Consider the following 16,349-nt stretch of genomic DNA (forward strand, 5'->3'; position numbering starts at 1 on the left):
CCGGTTCTTCCGGTGATGGTCGGGTCCGGTGATGGTCGGGTGTTCCGGTGATGGTCAGGGGTTCCGGTGATGGTCGGGTGTTCCCGCCGCGACCGCGGTCCGCGCCGCCGGGCGCGGACCGCGGGCCGGGGGTCACGCCGCCGTCCGCTCCAGACGGTCCCGCCGCTCCAGCACCGCCGTGAGCGCCGCCTGCGCGATGGCGTCGGAGTCGGTGAGGGTCACCGAGTTGACGCCGGGGCGGATGCCCGCGGCCGTCACCCAGTGCACCGACTCCGTGGGCACGCCGAAGGCGAACCGGCGGGGGTGCGGGCGCCGGGCGGCGTCCAGGAGCTGGAAGGGGCGGGGGGTGACCGCGAGCCCCTCCGTGTGGATCCAGGTGCCGCTGCGGGTGGCGATCCGGTGCCTGGCGCACTGGCCGGTGTCCAGCAGATGCCGCAGCAGCGGATCCTCGGTGCGGCTGAGCGTGATGTCGGGCAGCCGCGCCTCGATCAGCACCTCGGCGCTGATCCGGGAGCCCGGCACCAGCGGCGAGTGGGCGTGGAACCCGTGCCGGTCGACATCGACGCGCAGACCGGGGCCGACGATGTGCAGCACCCCCGCCTCGATCAGCGCCGCCGCCTCCTCGATCCGGGACGCGGGCGGCCCGATGGAGAGGAAGGCGTTCAGCGGGGTGTACCAGCGGTCCAGGTGCTCACGGTGCGAGTCGCCGTGCAGGCCGCCGTGGTCGACGACGAGCCGGATCTCGTTGCGCAGGTCGCGCAGCACGTCCAGGGCGGCCTTCAGCGGACCGCTGACATTGCCGCTGCGCGCCTGGGCCACATCCTCGCGCAGATGGTCCAGCAGCCAGGCGGTGAAGTCCTCCGGGCCGCCGAACTGCTGGTCCCGGTACGGCTGGGAGAGCCGGTCCCAGTCCCACCGGTCCTTCTCGCCGATCTCGTACGCGTCGAGCACCGTCTCCTCCGCGGACGTGCCCGGCAGCGCGCTGAGGTAGGCCCGCTGGAAGGCCTCGGCGCGGTCCCCACGACCGCGCGCGGCCAGCAGCGTCCGGTAGTAGACCGTCTCGACCTCCTTGGCGACCAGCGGCCACACGTCCCGCAGGAAGTCGGCGCCGCCGGAGCCGGTCGCCGCCCGCATCCGGGCGATCCGGGCCGGAGTGAGCAGCAGCGGCTCGTGCCGGCCGTGCGGGCCCTTCTCGTTCTCACCGCGCGCCTGGTAGGGCACCCCGCGCCGGGAACCGGCGTACAGCCGGGGTTCGCGGCCGGAGGGCAAGTAGACGAGGCGGCCGGAGGCGCGGGTGAAGCTGCCGCCGCGGCCGGTGGTGAGCAGGGCCATGTAGTCGAAGAAGTTCAGCCCGAGGCCGCGCAGCAGCACCGGCTGCCCGGGGCGGATGCGGTCCAGGTCGGTGTCGGCCGGGTTGGCCGGGGCGAGGTGGGTGAGGCCGTGCTCACGGGCGAGGCCGGCGAACTGCTCCTCCACGGCCGTCGGCCGGGCCGGCAGATGGCCCTGGGCCAGGACGACGGCGTCCAGGTGCTCCAGAGCCGCGCCGTTCTCCAGGGTGACCCGCTGGCGCGGCGGGTGCCCGGCCGCCGGGGCCGCGGCCTCGTCGTCCAGGGCCACCGCGCGGGACCGGTGCCAGGTGACGGTCACCCAGGGCGGGGCGGCCTCGACCGTGCGCTCGAAGGCCCAGCGCAGGTAGTGGCCGTAGAACGCCCGGGTCGGGTAGGTGTCGGGGCCCAGCGCCCGGGCCTCGGCGAGCACCGGGGCGGGGTGGTGGCCGGGGATGTCGCCGGCGGCCAGCGACTGGGCCCAGGCGTGCAGGCTGGGGCCCGGTTCCAGCGGTCCGGTCAGCTCGACGCTGGCGTCGGTGAACACCGAGATCTGTCCGGCCACCGTGTTCATCAGCAGGTGCGCGGACTGGCTGGTGCGCCAGACCTGGCCGGCGCCCGGCGCGTGCGGGTCGACGACATGGATGCCGAGGGCGGTGCCGGGGGCGGCGGTACGGGCGGCGGCGCAGAGCCGCTCGATCACGGAGAGACCCCGCGGTCCCGCGCCGATCACGCACACGGTGTGCTGTCTGGTGGTCATGTCTGCTGTCCGTCCTGCTGAATACGGCACTCGGTACGGGAAGTGGCGGACTCCGTGGCGGAGTTGAGGGACCCCTTCGGCCACGGCAGGGCGACCGCCGCGATCATGCGGCTGCCGACGACGGCGCAGCGGCCCGTGGTGCCGGGCACGGGACCGCGTACGACGGTCAGCCGGACCGGCACGCCCGGGTCCTGGCCGGCCGGCGGCTCCTCCCACTCCAGGTCCACGGACTGGAAGGAGACGCCGTCCTGGGTGTCGGGCGGCAGCGCCTTGTAGAGGGCCTCCTTGACGCAGAACAGCCGCAGCACGGCACGGGCCGGGTCCGGGCTCCCGCGCAGCCGGTCGCGCTCGCGGGGGGTGCACACGTAGTGCACGGCGGAGAGCAACTCCTCGCCGGTCTCCAGGGGTTCGATGTCGATGCCGAGCCCGACACCGCGGTCGGGCCCGGTCACGCACAGGGCGACCCGGTTGGTGTGGCTGAGCGAGCCGGCCACGCCGTACGGCCAGCTCGGCGCCCCCCGGCCGTCGGCGCTCAGCCAGCGGGGCATGCCGGTCAGCGCGGCGGTGGCACGGGCCGCGGCCAGCCTGCCCGCGGTGAAGGTCTCGCGGCGCAGCGGCGCGGTGTAGCCGCACAGCAGTTCCCGGACCGGCGCGGGCAGCCGGGCGAAGTCCAGTTCGCCGGTGTGCGCCTGCGCGGCGATCACGGGCGGCTCGAACAGGGCCGCCACGGCGGCCAGGTCGACGGGCTCGGGGTCACCGCTCACCGGCGCCGGGGCCGGGAGCAGGGCGCTCACCGCAGGGCTCCGATCGGGGTACGGGCCAGAGCGGCGACCGCGTTGTGCACCACGAGCCGGCCGGTGCGCCCGGCGTAGGTCATGATCGACTCGGGGTGGAACTGGACGGCGGCGAGCCCTCGCCCGGGTGCCTCCACGGCCATCGCGACCCGTCCGTCCTCGGTGGCCGCCGTGACCCGCAGGGAGTCGGGCAGCAGGGCCGGGTCGGCGTACAGGGAGTGGTAGCGGCCGACGGTGAAGCTCTTGGGCAGTCCGTCCAGGAGCATCGAGTCGGCCTCGGTGCGCCGGACCCTGGACGGCTTGCCGTGCACCGGTTCGGGCAGCACGTTCAGGGTGCCGCCGAGGTACTCGACGATGCCCTGGAGGCCGAGGCAGACGCCGAACACCGGGATGCCGAGCCGTTCGGCCTCGGCGAGCGTGGCGCCGACGCCGAAGTCGGCCGGGGTGCCCGGTCCCGGCGAGAGGACCACCAGGTCGGGCCGCTGCTCGGCGAGCAGCGGGAGGTGACCGCCGCTGCGGTAGGTGCCGACCTCGGCGCCGGTCTCGCGCAGATAGCCCGCGAGGCAGTGCACGAAGGAGTCGCGGTGGTCGACGAGCAGGATCCGCCGGCCGGTGCCGGGCCCCTCCGTCACGGTCAGCCGCGGTACGGCCGCCGTGGGCTCGTCCAGCACGCCGAGCAGCGCCTTCGCCTTCAGCTCGGTCTCCAGCTCCTCGTCCTCGGGGGTGGAGTCGTGCAGCAGGGTGGCGCCGGCCCGGACCGTGGCGACCCCGTCGTGCAGGTGGATGGTGCGCAGGGTCAGGACGGTGTCCAGGCCGCCGTCGAACCCGATCCGGCCCACCGCTCCCCCGTACCAGCGGCGCGGGGAGCGCTCGTGCCGTTCGATGAACTCGACCGCGGACAGCTTGGGCGCCCCGGTGACGGTGACCGCCCACAGGTGGGCCAGGAAGGCGTCGAGGGCGTCCCGGTCGGGCCGCAGCACGCCCTCGACCCGGTCCACGGTGTGGATGAGGGTGGAGTACATCTCGATGCGGCGGCGGGCGGTGACCTGGACGGTGCCGGGCAGGCAGACCCGGGACTTGTCGTTGCGGTCGACGTCCGTGCACATCGTCAGCTCGTGCTCGTCCTTGGACGAGTTGAGCAGGGTACGGATGCGTTCGGCGTCGTCCAGGGCGTCCCGGCCGCGGGCGATGGTGCCGCTGATCGGGGAGGTCTCGACGAGGGCGCCGGCCGTGCCGCGCGGGGTGACCCGGACGAACATCTCCGGTGAGGCGCCGACCAGGTACTCGTCCCGGGCGAGGTTCATCAGCAGGCTGTGCGGGGCGGGGTTGCGCTCGCGCAGGGCGCGGAACAGCTGGGACGGCGGGCGCTGCACGACCCGGTGGAAGGACTGGCTCGGTACGACCTCGAACAGGTCGCCGGAGCGGAACAGCGGGCCCGCCTTCTCCACCACGCGGGCGTACTCGCCGGGGGCGTGGTCGCGGGGCGGGGCCTCGGTGGCCGCGACGAAGCGGCGGGCGGGGGTGGAGCGGTCGAGGCCGTCGGTGCGGGAGGCGCCGACGCGGAACTCGTAGTCGTGGCGGATCGCCTCGTCGGCCTTGAGGTCGAGTTCGTAGAGGGTGTCGGGCAGGTGCAGCACCATGTCGCGGTCCCCGGCGGCGCGGTGCTGGGTGAGGGTGACGGGGTCGACCTGGAAGATCAGGTCGTAGCCGAAGGCGCCGTAGAGGCCGAGCAGCGGATCGCCGGCGATCGCCAGCCCTTCGACGACGGCCCGGACCACGGCGAACACGCCGACCTGCCGGGTGCGGTCCTCCTCGGCGAAGGTGCCGTCGGGGACGCCGCCGCGCACGCGCAGGGTGTCGCCGTCGGCCTCCACACGGCCGCCGGGTCCGACGGCGTCGGAGAACAGCGCGAGCAGGGCGGGAAGCAGGACCCGGCCGCGCTCGTTGAGCGCGGTGGCCCGTATCTCCGGGCCGGTCGCGGTGATCTCCACCGGCGGGTCGCAGTAGCCGATGACCCGGTCGGGCCCGCGGAACAGGATCATTCCGCGGCGTTCGTCGAGGGTGTCCTCGAGGTCGGTGCGGAGGGCGGCGGCGGAGCCGAGGGGCTCGGTGGTGCGGACGACCTCGACTCCGACGGGTGTCGTCCACCGCCCGGACGGGGCTGCCCGGCCGGTGCGCGGCCGGGAGGTTTCCAGCAGGGGCATCCCCCAAATTCCTTTCGTGAACCCGGTGATGTCCGGGGGCTGGCAAGAGGTCGGCCCGCGACGGGGGCGCGGGGGCGGGTGGTCTTCGGCGGGTGTTGGCCGGCGGGTGCGGGTGCGGGTGCGTTGTGGCCGGTCGCTCGGTTCCCCGCGCCCCTGGGGAAGCTGATCGGCCGGAGTGATCAGGTGGAGGTTGTCCATACCTCCATGGCTCGGGCGGCTTGGACGTGGGTCCAGCCCTGGCTCAGTTCGTTCGGGCGGCAGACGTACGCCGTGGGGGTGCCGGTCGCCGTCAGGCGTTCGGCGAGGGCCGAGCGGGCCGTGCGGTCGGCGGCGGGCAGCCCCGCCCCGGGGGCCACGGCCACGATGTCGAGGGGTACGGCGGCGGCGAGCGCGGTGACCGAGTCGACCAGCGCGGACACCGGCTCCTCCGCCGGCTCCGGTGCCTCGACCAGCAACCCCAGTACCGCGTCCGGAAGTTCGGCCCGCAGCGCGCTCAGCCGTTCCCGGGCCTGCTCGTCGGCGGCGACCAGCAGGGGACCTTCGTGGCCCGCGGGCGGCCGCGCCCCGGGTGCGAGGAGCAGCGCGTCGCCCGGAGCCGCGGACCCGCCGGACGGCACCAGCGACGGCATCGGCCCCTCCGGCAGCGCCGTCACCCCGGCGCCGATCTTCGCGAGCTGGGGATCGAGCCGCAGCAGCACATCAGCCGCGGACTGACCGGTGCGGGTGAGCAGCCGCAGCATGAGGGTGGCCGGGTCCAGGGCGCGGTGCTCCTCGGGGTGCGACCACATCCTGAGGCTCGCCCAGGCGGCCTCCTGCACGGACTCCACGATCGGGCGCCGGGAGGCCTCGTACGCGGCCAGCGCCGCGTCCACGTCATCGCTGTGCTCGGTGAGCCGGCGCGCCAGCTCCACCGCGTCCTCCAGTGCCAGCGTGGTGCCCGAGCCGACGGAGAAGTGCGCGGTGTGCACGGCGTCCCCGAGCCCCACCAGGCGCCCGCTGGACCAGCGGGTCCCGGAGATGTGCGGGAAGGTCAGCCAGCGCGAGCCGTTGCCGAGCAGCTTCGCCCCGCGCAGATGCTCGGCGAACACCTCGGCGCAGAACTCCATGGCCTGCTCGTCGTTCCAGCCCGGGGGCTTCGTGGCGCCCTCGGTGAAACCGGCCCGCTCCCAGGCCCGCTCGCCCAGCTCGACCAGGAACGTCGACCGGTCCGGGCCGTAGGGGTACACATGGGCGCCGACCGGCCCGTACGCGCTGTCCGCGAACAGGAACGTCATCGCGTCGAAGGCCCGGTCCACCCCGAACCAGGCGTACCGGCCCCGCCCGGGCACGACCTGCGCCCCGAACTGCTGGGCGAACGCGGTCCTGGTGCGGCTGCCGGAGCCGTCGGCGGCGACTACGACGTCGTAGCGCCCGAGCAGGTCCGTGGCGTCGGCCTCGGTGCCGAAGTGCAGGCGGGCGCCCGCCTCCTCGGCGAGTTCGGTCAGCGCGGTGAGCAGTCCGCGCCGCTCCACCGCGGCGAAGCCGTGGCCGGAGGAGCGGATCCGCTCGCCGTCCCGGCGGACCTCCACGTCGTCCCAGCGGGCGCCGCGGTCCAGCAGGGCGGCGACCACGTCCGGGGCGGCGCGGCGCAGCCGGGCCAGGCTGAAGCGGGAGAAGACCACGCCGAAGCCGTACGTGGCACCGGCCGGGCTGCGCTCGTAGACGTCCACCTCGTGGCCGCCGAGGCGGCGCAGCAGCAGGGCCAGCATGAGCCCGCCGGGGCCCGCGCCTATGCAGGCGACTCGCATGCCGCTCACGCTCCCCGGTCCACGGGCGGCACCGGGGCGGCGCCCGGCATGGCGTCGGCGAACCGCTCCCGCAGCTTGCGGCGCAGGATCTTGCCGGCCGCGCTGCGCGGGATCTCCTCCACGAACTCGATCCGCACCGGCCGCTTGTAGCTGGCGAGTTCACTTGCGCACGCCTTCAGCAGGCCGGCCGCCGAGAGCTCCTCGCCCTCGGCCACCACGAACGCCACCGGGACCTCGCCCCACTCCTCCGAGGGCGCGCCCACGACGGCCGTGTCGGCGACGCCGCGCTGGGCGCCGAGGACCCGCTCGATCTCGGCCGGGTAGACGTTCTGCCCGCCGCGGATGAGGACGTCGTTGATGCGGTCGACCAGGTAGAGGTAGCCGTCGGCGTCGGAGTAGCCGAGGTCACCGGTGCGCAGCCAGCCGTCGCGCAGGGTGGACTCGGTGGCCTTGGGGTTGCGCCAGTAGCCGCGCATCATGCCGTCGCCGCGGACGCAGACCTCGCCGATCTCGCCGGGCGGCAGCGCCTTGCCCTCCTTGTCCTGCACCTCGATGTGGCAGCCGGGCAGCATCCGGCCGGCCGAGCGCAGCCGCAGTTCCCGGGCGGCGGGGTCGGCGCCGTGGTCCTCGGCCCCGCCGAAGACGACGGTGGCGATCGGGCCGCCGCCCTCGGTGATGCCGTAGATCCCGCGGAACGGGCAGGGGAAGCGCTCCAGGGACTCGCGCAGCAGCTCCTCCGGCATCGGGGCGCCGCCGAACATGACGTCGACGAGGGTGGACAGGTCGGTGGAGTCGAACGCCTTGGTGCGCAGCGCGAAGCGGACCATGGACGGCACCAGGAAGGCGCGGGTCGCGCCGCGCTGCTCCGTCTCGGCGAGGAAGCGCTGCGGGGCGAACTCCCGCTGCAGGACCAGGGTTCCGCCGGCCGCGAGCAGGGCCAGGCCGATCACCATCGAGCCGTGGAAGAGCGGGCACGGGTTGAGCATCACGTCGTCGGCGGTGAACCGGGCCTCGGCGGCGAGCGCCGTGTAGCAGGCCGACACCGAGCGGTGGGTGACGGCGACGCCCTTGGCCCGGCCGGTGGTGGCCGAGGTGTGCAGGATCGCGAACAGGTCGTCCATGTGCGGCAGCGGCAGCGTCCTGCGCTCGGTGGCGAGCAGTTCCTCGTAGGCGGGGCTGTCCAGGGCGATCCGCCAGCTGTCGCCGAACGCGTCGCCGAGCCGGTCCAGCACGCCCTGCTCGGCGATCACGCCGCGCGGCGCGGAGTTGGAGACGACGTGCTCGACCTCGGGGGCCGGGAAGGAGTGGTTGACGGGGCAGACGATCGCCCCGGCCTTGCCGGCCGCGATGTACAGCTCCAGGACCTCGACCCGGTTGGGCGAGCTGACCACGAGGCGCTCACCGGGGCCGATCCCGCGGTCGATCAGGGCAGCGGCCAGCGCGTCGGTGCGTTCGTCGAGTTCGCGCCAGGTGAGCGAGAGCCGCTCGTCGGCGAGGGCCAGGGCGTCGGGGCGCTGTCCGGCGTGCCGCCGGACGAAGTGGGCCATCCACATCAGCGGGCCTCGCTCACGGAGGCGGAGCGCGCGGTCAGCACCTGGTCGATGCCCTCGACGGTGTGCAGCGCGGTCAGTTCGTCGTCGTCGAGCGGGCTGCCGGTGCGCTCCTCGATGGCGAGGGCGAGCCGGATCAGGTCGCCGGAGTTGAGGCCGGCCGTCGTCAGGTCGTCGTCACGGCCGATGCCGTCGAGGAGTTCGGGCAGGTCGACGAACTCCAGCAGGAGCGCGTGGCCCGGGGTGAGCTGGTCGGACATGGGAGTTCCCCTCGGATGCGTGTCTGGGTGGGTGTGGGGGAGGGAGGACCGGCGGGGCCCGGGTGGCCGTGGGCCCCGCCGGTGGTTCTGCGCGCCGGTCAGGTCACCGGCCGACGTCGGCGGGTTCGCGCCCGGCGTCCACGGGCTTGCTGGGACCGGCGGGCACGGGGGCCGGGTCGTCCTCGCCCTCGTCCAGGCCGAACCGCTCGTAGACCCGGGTCAGCGGGCGCGGGGCCCACCAGTTGTAGCGGCCGGCCAGCCGCATGAAGGCCGGGACCAGGACACCCCGGACGAGGGTGGCGTCCATCAGCACGGCCAGCGCGAGACCGAGGCCGAGCAGCTTCATGTAGGTGATGCCGGAGACCAGGAAGGAGGCGAAGACCAGGGCGATCAGCGCGGCGGCCGCGGTGACCAGGCCACCGGTGCGCTGCAGGCCCAGGGCCACGGCGCGGGTGTTGTCGCCGCCCCGGTCGTACTCCTCCTTGATGCGGGAGAGCAGGAAGACCTCGTAGTCCATGGAGAGGCCGAAGGCCACGCAGAACATCATGATCGGGGTGGTGGCCACGATGCCGCCGGTGACGGTGAAATCGCCGGTCAGCCACATCAGGTTGCCGTCCTGGAAGACCCAGACCATGGCGCCGAAGGTGGCGGTGAGGCTGAGCAGGTTGAGCACGAAGGCCTTCACCGGCATCAGCACGCTGCCCGTCATCAGGAACAGCAGCACGAACGTGGAGACGGCGATCAGCAGCAGCGCCCACGGCATGCGGTCGGTCAGCGAGGTCATCGTGTCCTTGAAAGAGGCGGCGGTACCGGCAACCTTCACGTCCTCGAACGGCGCCTTCGCGTCCCGGATGTCGCCGACCAGGTCCTGGCCCTCGTCGGTGTAGGAGCCGACCTCCGGGATCACCGACAGCCAGGTGCCCTCGCCCTTTGCGTAGCGCTCGCTGATCGCGCCGGCCGGGGCGACCTGCTTGCCGTCGGCGTAGGAGCCGGTCAGGGCGTCGACGCGGGCGACGTTGTCGAGGCCGGACAGGGTCTCGGCGTAGGCCGCGACCTTGCTCTCCCGCTCGGCGGCGCTGCCGGCGTTCTCGGCGACGACCATGAGCGGTTCCATCTCGCGGGCCGAGTAGTCCTCCAGGAGCACCGTGCCCACCTGGTGGGCCTCGGCGTCCGCGGGCAGGGTGCGTTCGTCGGCGAGGTTGAGCTTGATGCCGAGGAACGGCGAGCCGAGGAACAGCAGGATCACGATGACACCGGTGGCCAGCGGCAGCGGGCGGCGCATCACCAGGGTGGCGAGGCGGTGCCAGAAGCCGTTCTCCACGGCCGCCTCGGGCTTCTTGCGGTTCCACGACCACTTGTTGATGCGGGTGCCGATGACCGCGAGCAGCGCCGGCAGCAGCACCAGGGCGGCGACCACCGCGAAGGCGACGACCGCGATGCCGGCGTAGGCGAAGGAGCGCAGGAAGTACATCGGGAACAGCAGCAGCGCGGAGAGCGAGAGCGCCACGGTGATCGCCGAGTACAGGACGGTACGGCCCGCGGTGCGCAGGCTGGTGGCGATGGCGTCGTTGACGGCGGCGCCCTTCTTCAGCTCCTCCCGGTACCTGCTGACCACGAACAGGCTGTAGTCGATGCCGAGTCCGAGCCCGAGTCCGGTGGTGAGGTTCATCGCGAAGACCGACACGTCGGTCAGCTCCACCAGGACGCGCAGCACTCCGAGCGCGCCGATGATGGCGACGATGCCGACGGCCAGCGGCAGCAGGGCCGCGATGACCCCGCGGAAGATGAAGACCAGCAGGATCAGGGTGAGCGGCAGCACCAGGGTCTCGGCGAGCGCGAGGTCCTCCTGGGTCTGCTCGTTCATCTCCGCGTACGCCTCGGCCCGGCCGCCGAACTGGATCTGCAGACCCTCGAAGCCGTCCTCGTAGTGCGGGCGCAGTGCGGCCAGGTAGTCGTCGACCTCGTCCTCGTTGCCCTCCAGGTGGGCGAGGACCAGCGCGGAGTCGGACTTCTCGGCCCGCAGCGAGGGCGCCTTGTCCAGGGTCCAGTAGGAGGCCGCCTCCTGGACGCCGTCCTCGGCGGCGAGCTTCTCGGTGAGCTCGGCGCCCTTGGCGGCGGTGTCCGGGTCGTCGGCTCCCTTCGGGGTCTTCACGAGCAGCACGAGGTTGGGCTCACCGGTGCCGAACTTCTCGCTGAGGATCTCGTTCGCCTGCGTCGAGGGGGCGTCGGGCACCTCGTAACCACCGGAGGACAGCTTGCTGTTGACGGCGCCGCCGAGTCCTCCGGCCACGACACAGAACAGCAGTCCCAGCCAGAGAACCAGCTTTCGGCGGCCGGTCGCCAAGGCGGCCAGCTTGTTGAACATGGGTATTCCTCCAGGAATGACGGGGCGGGGCAACGCCCCGATGGGGGGATGTGTCGCCCGTACGCTCAGGCGGGGGTACGGGCGGCGGGGAGTTGGCGGCAGTCGACGCGGACGTGTCCGCCGGCCACGCAGGTGTGGACGGCCAGCGACTCGTCGACGGACCGGTCCCAGGCGAGGAGCCGGTTGTGCACCGAACCCCGGGTGAAGTCGGCGAACTCGGGGTGGGTGGTCCGGTGCCGGGAGCCGAGATACGCCAGCACCGGGTCCAGGAGCAGCCAGCGGCCCTCCTCGAACACCTCGGTCCAGGCGTGCTCGACGCCGACCAGGCCGAGCAGGAAGCCGCGCCGGGTGCGGGCGCGGACACCCGCCTCCTCGGCCCAGCGCTGCATCTGCCAGGCGGCGACGACGCAGTCCACGGTGCGGTGCTCGATCGCGGCGGCGGGGCGGGCCCGCAGCGCCTCGGGAACCCAGCCGTACTGGTACTCGCCGGAGACCAGCCGGTCGAGCAGGTCGTCGTGGATACGGCGGACGGTGTCGGTGCGCGGGGCGTCCCGGTGGCCGCGGGTGGTGACCGTGGCCAGCATGGAGCCGCCCTCCTCGCGCACCCACTCCGTCAGCCGGCCCTCGTACAGCTTGGGGGCGGGTTCGGCGGGGACCGGGGGCGTGACGCAGCTGGTGCAGCCGGCGGCGGAGCAGGTGGCGGTGAGCCGGATCCGGGTGACGCGCTCGGTCAGCCACTGCTCGGGCCGGCCGGCCGCCATCCGCATGCACTGGCGTTCGCCCAGTTCCGCCAGGGAGCGGCCGAGGCCGGACCGGAGCCCGAGGTTGCGCACGTCGTGGTGGTCGTAGCGCAGCCCGTCCGGGGTGTCCTCGGCGGGGAAGCCGGCGCCGACCAGGTTCTCCAGGACGTCCTCGTCGACGGCGAGTTCGCGGGCCGCCTCCTCGTGGCTCAGCCGGGCGTCGCGGTACTCCTGCGGCACCGCGACGAGCCGTTCCACCGCCGGGAGCCAGTGGTGCCAGAGTTCCGCCGCCGTGGTGGTCCGGCGCGGCGGTGCGGTCGTCATCGTTCCTCCCCTGCCGTGGCCAGGACCGGCAGGTCGCCCGCGGCCAGCCGGCGCGCCACCTCCAGTCGCTTGACCTTCCAGGTCGCGGTGTGCGGGATGTCGTCCCAGCGGCACTGCACCGGGGCGGCGAGTTCGGGCAGCGCGGCGACCGCGCGGCGCCAGGCGGCGAGGTCCAGCGGGGCGTCGCCGCGGGTGACCACGAGCGGGACCGCGGGGCCGTCGGACATCGGGATGATCACGGCCTCGGTGAGCTGCGGCAGCGCTTCGAGGATGTCGTCCTCGGCCGCCAGCAGGCTCTCCACGCCGCTGCCCCGGTCCACGATCCGGTCGAACAGGTGCAGACAGCCGCGGTCGCTGACCAGGCCGTAGTCGCCCATCGCCCACCAGCCGTCGACCCGCTGGTCGGGGGAGCCGAGGTAGCTGGGGGTGACGCCGGAGGAGCGGGCGAAGATCTGGCCGGGGGTGCCCTTGGGGGCCTTGCCGCCCTCGTCGTCGAGGACGCGGATCTTGGTGTGCCCGAGGACGGCCCGGCCGACGCACCGGCCGTCGTCGCAGCGGCTCTTCAGCTTGTGGGACTTGACGGTGACCGGTCCGGTCTCGGTCTGGCCGTACGCCTGCATGTAGCGGGCGCCGGGCCGGGCCGCGCCGAGCAGGGTGCGGATGGTGCGCGGGTGGGCGGCGTCGAAGGAGCTGACGAACAGCCGGGTTTGCGCGAACAGTTCGGGCTGCCGCTCGGCGACCTCCTCCCAGCGGATGAAGGCGTTCGGGACGGTCTCCACCACGCCCGGCCGCACCGCGGCGAGCAGTTCGGCCGCGTTCTCGGGGGCGGTGTCGGTGAGGAAGCCCAGCGGCAGGCCGAGCGCGAGGATGGCGAGCATCCCGGACATGCAGCGGGCGTGCACCGGCGACAGGCACATCAGGTACGGGTCGCGCACCCGCAGCACCTTGCCGATGGTGATCTGCGGCCGGGCGTGCCCGGCGAAGCTGTGGACGGAGTGCAGCACCAGCTTGGGCACCCCCGTGGTGCCCGAGCTGTGGGTGACCAGCTGCGGGGTGTCCTCGCGGGGCACGGCGGCGGGCGGGACCTCGCCGCGCTCCGCGTCCAGCAGGGACAGCCCGTGCTCGCCGCGCTCCCCGGCGTACCAGCGGGGCAGCGCGGGGTCGACGGAGTCCAGCACGCCGGCCGCCTCGGTGGTGGCATCGGTGATGACGGCCGCCGGGGCGGCGCGTTCCGTCATGACGCCGAGCGCCTGGAAGCCGACGGCCGAGTGCACCAGGACCGGCACGGCGCCGATCCGGGCGCAGGCGAAGGCCAGCAGGGGGATGTCGAAGCTGGGCTGCTTGACGATGAGGATGCGCTGTCCGTCGGTGACGCCGGCCCCGGCGAGCAGGGCGGCGGCCTCCTCGACCAGGCCGGCGAAGGCGGCGTAGTCGAAGCTGCGGCCCGCTTGCGGGAACAGGTCGAGCTGCCGGTCGAGGCGGATCGGTACGGCGCCGTGGCGGCGGGCGGCCTCGGCGGGGGCGGTGGCCAGCGCGAGCCGTCGGTTCACGCGGGCCATCACGCACCCCCCGCCGGGGCCGTGCGGCGCTCCAGGTGCCCGGTGACGTGGGCGAGCAGCGCGTCGTAGGACGAGAACGCCTCGGTCGGCTGGTCCAGGTCCCACTCGATGCCGAAGGCGTCCTCGACGTCGGCGAGCAGGCGCATGAAGCCCGCCGAGGTGAGCCCCAGGTTCCACAGCGACGCCGTACGGGCCGCCGGGTCGTCCAGCGGCAGCGGAGCGCCGACCGCGTTCTCCAGCAGGCCGCGCAGGTGCTCCGCGACCGTCGTGCTGTCGTACATGTCTCCTCCAGTGACGGCCCGCGGGCGTGCGCAGGCTCGGGGTTCTCGTCGTCGACGGACGGGTCAGGCGGCGACGGGGTGGACGACGCGCTCGGTGCCGCTGTTCTCCTCGAAGCCGCGCAGGGTGCGCAGGTAGTAGAGGAGGTACTCGGCCAGTTCCTGCTCGCCGGTGGGCGCGTAGGAGGCGTCGGGGCCGCAGATGGCGGCGGTGTTGGTGAGATCGAAGCGCTTGTTGTAGCGCAGGTAGGAGCGGTAGAAGTTCATGCCGCCGTCGAGGGCCTCGTCGATCGCGGTGAAGCCGTCGCGGTCGTCCACCCACAGCGGCTCGCGCAGGCCGAGCAGCTCGAAGATCTGGGTGACCATGTCGCGGACCTTGGGGCCGTCGGAGTTGCCGAGGTGGAAGTACGTCTCCGGCGAGTCCGACAGCGAGATGGCCACGGCGTTGCGGGCGACGATGTCGACCGGGACGAGGTTGACCACGGTGTCGGGGTCGGCGAGCAGCCGGACCCGGGCGTGCGAGAGGAAGGTGCCGAGCTTGCGGGAGGCGGTCTTCTTGAAGACCAGCACCTGACGGGCGAAGCCGTACAGGCCCGACCAGTTCAGCCCGTGCCGGGTGACGCTGTGGCCGATGACGACGGTGGGCCGCAGGATGCGGATCCGCAGGTCGCCGGCGGCCTCCTCGACGAGGGCCTCGGCCCGCATCTTGGTCTGCTCGTAGCAGTTGTTGGCCACCGACGGGTCGGTCACCGGGCCCTCGGTGATCAGGTCGGTGCGCGAGCCCGCGACGTAGGCGGTGGAGACGTAGTTGAAGGTGCGCGCGCCGACCTTGCGGGCGAGCTCCAGGACGTTGGCGGTGCCCTGGACGTTCTGCGCCTCGATCTCGGTGCGGTACTCCTCCTCGTAGCGCAGCGAGGCGGCGCAGTGCCAGACCTCGTCGACCGGCGGCACCGCGCTCAGGTCGGCCCCGCAGCCGTCCACGGTCATGTCGCCGTGCACCGCGACGGTGCGGCGCAGGATCTCCGGGTGCAGGTCGGAGCGGCCGTAGCCGTCCGCCATGGCGGAGAGGGTGTCGTGCAGGCGCTGCGTCGCCTCGGCGTCGTCCTTGCCGCGGACCAGTGCGATGACGGGGTCGTCGGTCTTGTCGAGGAGCTCGAGGACCACGGCTCCGCCGACGAAGCCGGTGGCCCCGGTCAACAGACGTGTTGTCATGAGTGCTTGTCTCCAGCGTCGGGACGTGGTGTGCGTCGATGGGGTGCTGCGGTGGTGCAGCGGATCGGGGGGATCGGGTTCGGTGGATCGGGTTCGGTGGGTGCGGGCGGGCGGCGCGGAGGGGGGCCGGAGGGTCCGGGATCACCGGGCCCCGGCCGTCCCCCGGTCGCCCGTCCTGCTACGCGCCGGTGACCGCGGTGGCGGTCGCGGACGCGTGTCGCGCCTCCAGCTCGTGTACGAACTCGGAGACGGCCGTCTGGAAGCCCTGCGGGTCGTCGAAGAACGGGACGTGGCCCGCGTGCTTGAGGGTGACGGCGCGGCTGTCCGGGATGCGGTTCAGCGCGTCCTCGATGACGGACTCGCTCCAGGCGAAGTCGCCGTCGCCGTTGATGATCAGCGTCGGGGCGGCGAGGCGGGCCAGCTCCTCGGGGTCGTCCTCGATCTCCAGGGAGGCGAGCAGGTTCTCGCGGATGGAGCCGACGGAGAGCAGGGAGAGGAAGTTGTCCTTGAGCGCCAGGTAGGCCGCGGTGCCGCCCTCGTGGATCATCTGGTCGGGGAAGACCAGCGGGTAGAGGTGGCCGAAGAGCTGCTGGGTGCCGCCGGACTCCAGGCTCGCCAGCCAGGAGCGGCTGACCAGCTTGCGGCGCAGGGTGCCGTTGGGCGAGAACGCCGGGCCCACCAGGACCAGGCCGGCCACGCGCTCGGGGTACTTGAGGGCGAACTCCCGGGCGATGAGGGTCGATATGGACGTGCCGACCAGGTAGGTCTTCTCGATGCCGAGGTGGTCCAGCAGGCGGCGCACGTCCTCGACGTGGTCCATGAACGTGACCGGCTCGGGGCCCGGGTTGGAGGCACCCTGGTTGCGCAGGTCGTAGTGGACGAGCCGGAAGTCGTTCGCCAGCTCGGTGGTGAAGTTCCGCCAGATCGGGCTGACGATGTAGAAGTTGTTGAGCAGGGTCACCGCCGGGCCCTGGCCGCTGTCCTCGTAGTACAGCTCCCCGCCGCCGGGCAGGGCGAGCGCGGAGTGGTTGAGGTAGCGGACGTCGAGCTGGCCGAACTGCTGGTCCGTCATGGGGTCTCCTTGGCTGGTTCGTTCGGTCGTGCGACGGGGAGCGATCCGGACGGGCGACCGTCGCCGGTGTCCAGACTCCGATGGCCCGTTCAACACCCGCCCAAGGCGTGTCCAAGAGC

Annotated in this window: 12 protein-coding genes; all 12 read right to left on the minus strand. The window is 73.3% G+C overall.

Annotation, left to right across the window (positions count from 1 at the left end):
* Positions 1-132 precede the first annotated feature (132 nt).
* Positions 133-2,085, minus strand: coding sequence for an FAD/NAD(P)-binding domain-containing protein (locus M8H82_RS13605; RefSeq protein ID WP_250073516.1), 1,953 nt, complete (start codon positions 2,083-2,085; stop codon positions 133-135).
* Positions 2,082-2,879, minus strand: coding sequence for a 4'-phosphopantetheinyl transferase superfamily protein (locus M8H82_RS13610; protein WP_250073518.1), 798 nt, complete (start codon positions 2,877-2,879; stop codon positions 2,082-2,084). The genes M8H82_RS13605 and M8H82_RS13610 overlap by 4 nt, the downstream gene beginning before the upstream one ends.
* Positions 2,876-5,083, minus strand: coding sequence for an anthranilate synthase component I (locus M8H82_RS13615; protein ID WP_250073520.1), 2,208 nt, complete (start codon positions 5,081-5,083; stop codon positions 2,876-2,878). The genes M8H82_RS13610 and M8H82_RS13615 overlap by 4 nt, the downstream gene beginning before the upstream one ends.
* Positions 5,084-5,262: 179 nt before the next feature.
* Positions 5,263-6,870, minus strand: a complete 1,608-nt coding sequence (locus M8H82_RS13620) for an FAD-dependent monooxygenase (RefSeq protein ID WP_250073880.1) — start codon at positions 6,868-6,870, stop codon at positions 5,263-5,265.
* Between the two features lie 5 nt (positions 6,871-6,875).
* On the minus strand, positions 6,876-8,417 hold the full coding sequence (locus tag M8H82_RS13625; protein WP_250073522.1) for a class I adenylate-forming enzyme family protein: 1,542 nt from the start codon (positions 8,415-8,417) through the stop codon (positions 6,876-6,878).
* A gap of 5 nt (positions 8,418-8,422) precedes the next feature.
* Positions 8,423-8,680, minus strand: coding sequence for a phosphopantetheine-binding protein (locus M8H82_RS13630; RefSeq protein ID WP_250073525.1), 258 nt, complete (start codon positions 8,678-8,680; stop codon positions 8,423-8,425).
* A gap of 103 nt (positions 8,681-8,783) precedes the next feature.
* Positions 8,784-11,045 carry an MMPL family transporter gene (locus tag M8H82_RS13635; RefSeq protein ID WP_250073526.1) on the minus strand — a complete coding sequence of 754 codons (2,262 nt, stop codon included), beginning with the start codon at positions 11,043-11,045 and terminating at the stop codon, positions 8,784-8,786.
* Positions 11,046-11,110: 65 nt separating this feature from the next.
* Positions 11,111-12,109, minus strand: coding sequence for a transglutaminase domain-containing protein (locus M8H82_RS13640; RefSeq protein ID WP_250073528.1), 999 nt, complete (start codon positions 12,107-12,109; stop codon positions 11,111-11,113).
* The gene (locus M8H82_RS13645) at positions 12,106-13,668 is read right to left on the minus strand and encodes a class I adenylate-forming enzyme family protein (RefSeq protein WP_250073530.1); all 1,563 of its coding nucleotides are present in this window, start codon (positions 13,666-13,668) and stop codon (positions 12,106-12,108) included. The genes M8H82_RS13640 and M8H82_RS13645 overlap by 4 nt, the downstream gene beginning before the upstream one ends.
* Positions 13,668-13,949: a phosphopantetheine-binding protein gene (locus M8H82_RS13650; RefSeq protein WP_250073532.1), complete on the minus strand. Its 282-nt coding sequence runs from the start codon at positions 13,947-13,949 to the stop codon at positions 13,668-13,670. Before M8H82_RS13650 ends, M8H82_RS13645 begins: the two co-directional genes overlap by 1 nt.
* A 63-nt stretch (positions 13,950-14,012) precedes the next feature.
* Positions 14,013-15,158 carry an SDR family oxidoreductase gene (locus M8H82_RS13655; protein WP_250073533.1) on the minus strand — a complete coding sequence of 382 codons (1,146 nt, stop codon included), beginning with the start codon at positions 15,156-15,158 and terminating at the stop codon, positions 14,013-14,015.
* Positions 15,159-15,336: 178 nt separating this feature from the next.
* Complete coding sequence (locus M8H82_RS13660; RefSeq protein WP_250073535.1) at positions 15,337-16,230, minus strand: alpha/beta fold hydrolase; 894 nt, start codon at positions 16,228-16,230, stop codon at positions 15,337-15,339.
* Positions 16,231-16,349: the final 119 nt, after the last annotated feature.

The sequence above is a fragment of the Streptomyces sp. YS415 genome, assembly GCF_023544665.1.
Taxonomy (GTDB): Bacteria; Actinomycetota; Actinomycetes; order Streptomycetales; family Streptomycetaceae; genus Streptomyces.

Bases quoted from the DNA above. Each gene is read 5' to 3' on its own strand.
- M8H82_RS13620 (WP_250073880.1), bottom strand. From the start codon at position 6,870: ATGCGAGTCGCCTGCATAGGCGCGGGCCCCGGCGGGCTCATGCTGGCC.
- M8H82_RS13630 (WP_250073525.1), bottom strand. From the start codon at position 8,680: ATGTCCGACCAGCTCACCCCGGGCCACGCGCTCCTGCTGGAGTTCGTC.
- M8H82_RS13605 (WP_250073516.1), bottom strand. From the start codon at position 2,085: ATGACCACCAGACAGCACACCGTGTGCGTGATCGGCGCGGGACCGCGG.
- M8H82_RS13645 (WP_250073530.1), bottom strand. From the start codon at position 13,668: ATGGCCCGCGTGAACCGACGGCTCGCGCTGGCCACCGCCCCCGCCGAG.
- M8H82_RS13640 (WP_250073528.1), bottom strand. From the start codon at position 12,109: ATGACGACCGCACCGCCGCGCCGGACCACCACGGCGGCGGAACTCTGG.
- M8H82_RS13615 (WP_250073520.1), bottom strand. From the start codon at position 5,083: ATGCCCCTGCTGGAAACCTCCCGGCCGCGCACCGGCCGGGCAGCCCCG.
- M8H82_RS13660 (WP_250073535.1), bottom strand. From the start codon at position 16,230: ATGACGGACCAGCAGTTCGGCCAGCTCGACGTCCGCTACCTCAACCAC.
- M8H82_RS13625 (WP_250073522.1), bottom strand. From the start codon at position 8,417: ATGGCCCACTTCGTCCGGCGGCACGCCGGACAGCGCCCCGACGCCCTG.
- M8H82_RS13655 (WP_250073533.1), bottom strand. From the start codon at position 15,158: ATGACAACACGTCTGTTGACCGGGGCCACCGGCTTCGTCGGCGGAGCC.
- M8H82_RS13650 (WP_250073532.1), bottom strand. From the start codon at position 13,949: ATGTACGACAGCACGACGGTCGCGGAGCACCTGCGCGGCCTGCTGGAG.
- M8H82_RS13635 (WP_250073526.1), bottom strand. From the start codon at position 11,045: ATGTTCAACAAGCTGGCCGCCTTGGCGACCGGCCGCCGAAAGCTGGTT.